This window comes from Comamonas sp. w2-DMI, assembly GCF_040187735.1.
In the GTDB taxonomy this organism is placed as follows: Bacteria; Pseudomonadota; Gammaproteobacteria; order Burkholderiales; family Burkholderiaceae_C; genus Comamonas; species Comamonas terrae.
In genome coordinates this window covers 24,742-31,064 of record NZ_JBANEL010000034.1, presented here as the reverse complement: position 1 = coordinate 31,064, position 6,323 = coordinate 24,742, and the positions used below count along the sequence as shown (strand labels likewise).

Below are 6,323 nucleotides of genomic sequence, written 5' to 3'. Positions count from 1 at the left end.
TCTTGGCGTCGAAGGCGCCTCAGTCGTGCTTGCCTGAAATCTGCCAGTTGGATTGTTCAGCCATTAATAGTTTTTTGCGTTTCCACACAGCCTCGACCCATTGCAGCCCTTGGTTTTTTCCGGTCAGGCCCGCCTTGGGCAATTGCCGTCAACCGTGGCTGTATCGCGGCCTCCTGGCCAGGCTTGCACCGCGATCATCGGGTACCGATGCAGACGACGGCCCAACAGCCGATGTCAGCACCAATGCTTGCCTTGTCGCTCTTCACTTCAGGAAACTCTCCGCCAGTCGCACAAAATAGCTGGCCCCGACGGGAATCAATGCATCGTTGAAGTCATACGAGGGGTTGTGCACCTGGCAGGGACCAGGGCCATGGCCGGGCAGGCGGTGGCCGCCTTCGCCATTGCCCAGCAATACATAGCAGCCGGGACGTTGCTGCAGCATGAAGGCAAAGTCCTCGGAATTGGTCAGTCGGGGGGCCTGGGCGTCCACCCGCTCGGCCCCCACGACCTCCTGCATGACCGATACCGCAAACGCAGTCTGCTCGGGGTCATTGACCAGCGCCGGATAGCTTCGCTCAAAGTGCCACTGCGCTTCGCAGCCATAGGCCATGGCCGATCCTTGCACGATCTCCTTCATGCGCTGCTCGATCATGTCCAACGTGCTTGCGGCCTGGGTGCGCACGGTGCCGCCCAGCCAGGCACTGTCGGGAATCACGTTGACGGCATCGCCGCCATGGATCTGCGTGACGGAAAGCACGGCGGCATCGTCGGGCGTGCGGTTGCGCGAAATGATGGTCTGCAGGCCCATGAGGATCTGGCCCGCACACATCAGGGGATCCACACCGGTGTCGGGCTGCGATGCATGGGTTCCCTTGCCTTTCAGGTCGATGCGGAAGCGATTGCTGGAACTCATGAATGGTCCGGCGCGCACGCCAAAGCTCCCTGTGGCACGCCCCGGCGCATTGTGCAGGCCGAAGACGGCATCACAGTCAAAGCGCTCGAAGAGCCCGTCCTCGATCATGGCGCGGGCACCCGCCTGCCCACCTTCCTCGGCGGGCTGGAAAATGCAGTGCAGCGTGCCGTCGAACCTGCCGCTTTGGGCCAGGTACCAGGCGGCTGCCAGCAGTATCGCCGTGTGGCCGTCATGGCCGCAGGCGTGCATGCGGCCTGCGTGCCGTGAACGGTGTGCGAAGGTATTGAGTTCCTGCATGGGCAAAGCGTCCATGTCGGCGCGCAGGCCTATGCGGCGCGCGCCCTGGCCGCGCCTGAGCGAGCCGACCACGCCTGTTCCGCCCACGCCGCGCGTGACCTCATAGCCCCAGCGCTGCAGGGAGTCGGCCACCAGCGCGCTCGTGCGCTCTTCCTGAAATCCCAGTTCAGGATGGGCATGCAGATCGCGGCGAATCTGACGGAACTCGGCGTTGTCGGCAATGGCTTGAATGATTGGCATGGCGTGCCCCTATTGCAGTTTCACGCTCAAGCTGCGGGCCTTGGCCTCGTCGCGTGCAATCTGGTCGGCGAACTGGCGCTGCTCGGCCGCCGTGGCCACCTGCATGCCCATGGCCGTCAGCTGCCCGGGTACGCCTTTTGCCGCAAGCGCCGCTTCCAGCGCCGTCTTCAGGCGCGCTATGCGATCTGGCGCGACACCCTTTGGAGCCAGGAGACCCATCCAGCCGTTCATCTCCAGCCCCTTGACGATCTTGCCCTCGTTGAGCGTGGGAATGTTCTTGATCATGGGCTGCCGCTGCAAACTGGCCACCCCCAGAACCTTGATGCGACCGGCTTCAATATGCGGCAAGGCAGTAGCCGGCACCATCACGGCCAGGTCGATCTGGCCGCCCAGCAAATCCGTCAGCAGCGGGCCGGCGCCTTTGTACGGTGCATGCAGCATCCGCACATGGGCGCGCTGCTGCAGGTCCTCCATGACCAGATGCTGCATGGTCCCCATGCCAGGACTGCCGTAGCTGATGGATTCCGGCTTGGAACGCAATGCAGAGATCACGCCATCCAGGTCATTCGCGGGCAAATCCCTGCGGGCCACCAGCAGGGGCGAATTCGAACTGATAGGGCCGATGGGCGCAAAGTCCCCGGGGCCGTAGCGCACGTTTTTGTTGAGCACGGGTACCAGCACCACATCGTTGATGGAGCCCACCAGCAACGTGTATCCGTCCTTGGCGGCACTGGCCACCTTGGCTGCCCCCAGGGCTCCGCCAGCACCGCCGAGGTTTTCGATCACCACGGGCTGGCCCAGTTCAGCCGACAGCCTGGGCTGCACTATGCGGATGGCGGCATCGATGGAACCACCCGAAGCGAACGGGACGACCAAGGTGATGGGCTTGTCCGGAAAGCCGGCCGCCATGGCAGGGGCAGCCAGGGCCCAGACCGCGCAGGCGGTGGCCGCCGTGCAGAGCCAGCGACGGACAGTTGAAGGGGGCGCAGAGGTCATGACTTGTCTCCTTATGGGCGGCGATCCTCGATCGCGGATGGGACAAGTCTGAGGCATGACATCCATCTTTTAAGTGCTAAATTGCACTTAGCTATGCAATCCATGACTACCTCGCATCTACCTCATTCCGGGCGCTCCTCGGCCTTGCTCAACCGGTTGCTGGCACGCACACGGCTACGCCAGTTGCAGCTGCTTGTGCTGATTGCCGACCTGGGCAGCATCCAGCGCGCAGCCGAGGTGGTGGGGCAAACACAGTCGTCGGCGACCAAAGCCTTGTCCGAACTGGAGCGAATGGTGGATTTGCCACTTTTCGAGCGCCATGCGCGCGGAGTGCGTCCCACTTTGATCTGCCGCGACCTGCTGCCGTTGCTGCGCAGCATGCTGGGCTCGCTCACCGGCTGCGCAGAAATGCTGGCGGCCGCCGCCGAAGGCGCACAGGGCGTGCTCAGCGTGGGGGCGATTACAGGGGCCTTGTCGGGTTTTCTAGGCCGAGAGCTTGGCCCGTTTCTTCAGCAGAATCCGCAATTGCGTGTGGAAGTGGTGGAAGACGGCCACCATGCGCTGTTGGCTGCGCTGGCGGCGCGCACGCTCGATATGGTGCTTGTGCGCGAACCCGCAACGCCAGCCAGCGGTACACGTTTCGTTCCGTTGCTGCAGGACAGCGTGGTTGCAGTGGCAGGGCCCTCCCATCCGCTGCATCGCAAGCGTGTCTTGCATGCACACCAGATGCTTGGGCAGCAATGGGTTCTGGCCCCCCTTTCCACGCAGATGCACGCGGCTTTCGAGCATTTATTCGAGTCCTGCGGGCAGCCACCGCAGCGCTCGCCGCTGATCACGCGTTCTCTGCCCATGCTGCTGGAATATCTGCGCACCACGGATGCAGTGGCACTGACGCCGCTCAGTGTGGTTCAGCCCTTTGTACAGGCCGGCTGGCTGCAAGTGCTGGCGCTGCAGTTTCCTTCCACCCTGGCCGCAATTGGCCTGCTGGTGCCGGAAACTCCCGAAAAACATGGGGTGAATCTGCTCACTGAATATTTGACGCACAGATCGCAGTAAGGTCCACGCTGTTCCATTGGGATTGCGCCGATGCCTTGGCGAGGGCTTATTTTGGTCGCCAGAGGCCGAAACAGCCCTCCTGGCCATATGGAGCATAGCCGGCGCAGGTACCGCCTGGCCCGGATGAAGATGAACGCCCCCCATGGAGCCGGTCACTTTCCGCCCAGAGCCATCGACGCAAGCCTGGCCACGGTATTCAGATTGCGCGCAGTGCCGACAGTTGCCGCGGGCAATCGGAGCTTGGACCGGCCCATGCCGGACGGATAGTGAATGAACACCTCCAGGTCGCCCGTCACCACCTCTTCGTCCGTCTGGCCCTTGGCTGCCTGAACAGCATCCGGCGCCGGTGCCGCATCGAGAAACAGCACGGCCACCTTTGCCGGGTCCGCATGGGGAAACGGATTGCGCGCCAGCACGCTGCGCATCTGCTCGCCATCGCGCAGGATCACGCCCACAGGCTTGCCGCAATAGTCCTGCAGCCGCGCCGCCAGTTCCCGTTGCACGGCGCTGGCCGGCATGGCCGTGTCGAAAACGACATTGCCGGACTGGATATAGGTGCGCACGTTCGCGAAGCCGGTCTGCTCGCACATGCTGCGCAATACATCCATCGGCAGTTTGCCGGTGCCTGCGACATTGACGGCGCGAAGAAGAGCAATGAACGTTTTCATGATTCCGAGTCTGGCGCCTCGATGGTGCCGGGATTGCCGTCCCGGTGCAGCCGGGCCGGCGTCACGACTTCTCCCAATGGAAAAGCCACCCTGCGGTGGCTTTTCATTCATATGGCAGCGTCCCGCTCAGGCATCGTGCCAGCTCACCACGCCCGTGAAGGCCGTGACCAGCACGATGATGCCAAAGGCGATGCGGTACCAGGCAAAGGGCACGAAGCTGTTGCTGGAGATATAGCGCAGCAGCCAGCGCACGCACAGCCAGGCGCTGATGAAGGAGAACACCAGGCCCACGGCGAACAAGGGCACGTCGCCCATGGACAGCAGGTGGCGCTCCTTGTAGAGGCTGTAGACGCCCGCGCCGATCAGCGTGGGAATGGCCAGGAAGAAGGAGAAGTCCGTGGCGGCCTTGCGCGACAGGCCCAGCACCATGCCGCCGATGATGGTGGCGCCGCTGCGGCTGGTGCCGGGAATCATGGCCAGGCACTGCACAAGGCCGACCTTCAGCGCGTCCAGCGCCGTCATGTCTTCCACGGCCTGCACGCGCACGGCCCGGGTCTGGCGCTTTTCGGCCCACAGGATGATGAAGCCGCCGAGGATGAAAGTGGTGGCCACCACGACGGGCGTGAACAGGTGGGCCTTGATGAACTTGCCGAACAGCAGTCCCAGCACCACGGCCGGCAGAAAGCCGATCAAGACATTAAGCGCGAACTTCTGCGCCTGGCGGCTGGAGGGCAGCTCCACCAGCGTGGTGCGGATCTTCTGCCAGTAGACCAGGATCACGGCGAAGATGGCGCCGGTCTGGATGGCGATGTCGAACACCTTGGCCTTGGCATCGTCAAAGCCCAGCAGCGAGCCGGCCAAAATCAGGTGTCCCGTGGAGGAAATGGGCAGGAACTCGGTCAGGCCCTCCACAATGCCCATGATGGCCGCCTTGAGCAGCAGTAAAGTATCCACGCGAATCGTCCTTCGAACTGGGTAGAAAACAAAAGCCGCCCATTATCCACGCGCCGTTTGCAGCCTTCGTGTCGGCCCCCATGGTGGCGCCGCAAATCGCAAATTTTTACAAGGCGCGGGGCAAATGCATAGGCAAAGGCATGAAGCTGTGCTGCAATGGCGACGCGCCGGCTGTCGGCGTTTTCAATACCACTCCATCATGAAAAAACTCGTTGTCCTGGCAGTAGTCTCCCTGGCTTGCAGCATGAGCATGGCCGCTGGCGACAAGCCCCAAACCGCCCAGCAGAAACTGATGGGCACGTGCAACACCGAAGCCGCCGGCAAGAAAGGTGATGAACGCAAGGAGTTCATGAAGTCCTGCCTGTCCGACGGCAAGAAACGCCAGCAGGAACGCATGAAATCCTGCAACGCCGATGCGGCCGGCAAGAAGGGCGACGAGCGCAAGGCCTTCATGAGCGAGTGCCTGAAGAAGGACTGACACGCTTCGCGCCTCCAGGCCGAGAACGCTTCCCGAAAACGCCATGGTTCCCGGACCATGGCGTTTTTTATTGCCACCCGGCCGCTCCCAGGCATCAATGCCCGGGAAATGAGACAACCGTGATCAAGCCTTGCCGGCCACCGGGGGATCGGCCTGAACCGTTTCATCGCAGCCTGCCGCCGTTCGCGCCGCCCGATCGGCATTCCGTCGCAAACACATGGCCGCCGCCGCGGCCCGGAGCCAAAGTGCGCTCATCGCTCCCTCGCACCGAAGGCTACCGACCATGCAACTCACACCTCTGATCGCCGCCCACATGGGCTGCGCCATCGCTGCCACGGCCATCGGCCCCGTCGCCCTGTGGGCCCGCCGTAGCGGTTCGACAGCAAAGCCACGTTTGCACCGCGCCGCGGGCTATGCATTTGTGCTGCTGATGCTGGCCACTGCAATCACCGCCATCTTCATCCGCGACCACAAGCTGCCCAACTGGCAGGGCTTCACGCCCATCCACCTGCTGATCCCGTTGACGCTGGCAGGCCTGGCCTATGCATTCTGGAGCCTGAGCCGGGGCCGCATCGCCCAGCACAGCCGCACCATGCGCAAGCTCTACTTCGGCGCCTGCGTGACGGCGGGCATTTTCACGCTGGTGCCGGGCCGGCTGATCGGCGACTGGTTCTGGCACCAGCTGCTGGCTCTCTGAGACAGCCGACGGCTTTCCCCCAAC

At 63.2% G+C, this 6,323-nt stretch carries 7 protein-coding genes; 3 read left to right on the top strand and 4 right to left on the bottom strand.

Annotation, left to right across the window (positions count from 1 at the left end; translation table 11 throughout):
- Nucleotides 1-262: 262 nt before the first annotated feature.
- Both V8Z74_RS23400 and V8Z74_RS23395 read right to left on the bottom strand, forming a co-directional pair.
- A complete protein-coding gene (locus tag V8Z74_RS23400; RefSeq protein ID WP_349711604.1) occupies nucleotides 263-1,450 on the bottom strand; it encodes a M20 aminoacylase family protein in 1,188 nt (395 codons plus the stop codon).
- Nucleotides 1,451-1,459: 9 nt separating this feature from the next.
- The gene (locus V8Z74_RS23395) at nucleotides 1,460-2,446 is read right to left on the bottom strand and encodes a Bug family tripartite tricarboxylate transporter substrate binding protein (protein WP_349711602.1); all 987 of its coding nucleotides are present in this window, start codon (nucleotides 2,444-2,446) and stop codon (nucleotides 1,460-1,462) included.
- Nucleotides 2,447-2,548: 102 nt separating this feature from the next.
- Here V8Z74_RS23395 and V8Z74_RS23390 point away from each other — a divergent pair, with 102 nt between their 5' ends.
- Complete coding sequence (locus V8Z74_RS23390) at nucleotides 2,549-3,502, top strand: LysR family transcriptional regulator (protein ID WP_349711600.1); 954 nt, start codon at nucleotides 2,549-2,551, stop codon at nucleotides 3,500-3,502.
- Nucleotides 3,503-3,654: 152 nt separating this feature from the next.
- Here V8Z74_RS23390 and V8Z74_RS23385 read toward each other — a convergent pair whose 3' ends face one another.
- Together V8Z74_RS23385 and V8Z74_RS23380 are read right to left on the bottom strand one after the other, a co-directional pair.
- Complete coding sequence (locus tag V8Z74_RS23385) at nucleotides 3,655-4,170, bottom strand: DUF1697 domain-containing protein (RefSeq protein WP_349711606.1); 516 nt, start codon at nucleotides 4,168-4,170, stop codon at nucleotides 3,655-3,657.
- A 126-nt stretch (nucleotides 4,171-4,296) separates the two neighbouring features.
- Complete coding sequence (locus V8Z74_RS23380) at nucleotides 4,297-5,124, bottom strand: undecaprenyl-diphosphate phosphatase (RefSeq protein WP_349711598.1); 828 nt, start codon at nucleotides 5,122-5,124, stop codon at nucleotides 4,297-4,299.
- Nucleotides 5,125-5,323: 199 nt separating this feature from the next.
- On the opposite strand from V8Z74_RS23380, the gene V8Z74_RS23375 reads away from it, so the two are divergent.
- On the top strand, nucleotides 5,324-5,602 hold the full coding sequence (locus V8Z74_RS23375) for a PsiF family protein (protein WP_066476459.1): 279 nt from the start codon (nucleotides 5,324-5,326) through the stop codon (nucleotides 5,600-5,602).
- Between the two features lie 283 nt (nucleotides 5,603-5,885).
- Nucleotides 5,886-6,299 (top strand): DUF2306 domain-containing protein, encoded by a 414-nt coding sequence (locus tag V8Z74_RS23370; protein WP_349711596.1) that lies wholly within the window; start codon nucleotides 5,886-5,888, stop codon nucleotides 6,297-6,299.
- Nucleotides 6,300-6,323 lie beyond the last annotated feature (24 nt).

Bases quoted from the DNA above. Each gene is read 5' to 3' on its own strand.
- V8Z74_RS23390 (WP_349711600.1), top strand. From the start codon at position 2,549: ATGACTACCTCGCATCTACCTCATTCCGGGCGCTCCTCGGCCTTGCTC.
- V8Z74_RS23385 (WP_349711606.1), bottom strand. From the start codon at position 4,170: ATGAAAACGTTCATTGCTCTTCTTCGCGCCGTCAATGTCGCAGGCACC.
- V8Z74_RS23395 (WP_349711602.1), bottom strand. From the start codon at position 2,446: ATGACCTCTGCGCCCCCTTCAACTGTCCGTCGCTGGCTCTGCACGGCG.
- V8Z74_RS23400 (WP_349711604.1), bottom strand. From the start codon at position 1,450: ATGCCAATCATTCAAGCCATTGCCGACAACGCCGAGTTCCGTCAGATT.
- V8Z74_RS23370 (WP_349711596.1), top strand. From the start codon at position 5,886: ATGCAACTCACACCTCTGATCGCCGCCCACATGGGCTGCGCCATCGCT.
- V8Z74_RS23375 (WP_066476459.1), top strand. From the start codon at position 5,324: ATGAAAAAACTCGTTGTCCTGGCAGTAGTCTCCCTGGCTTGCAGCATG.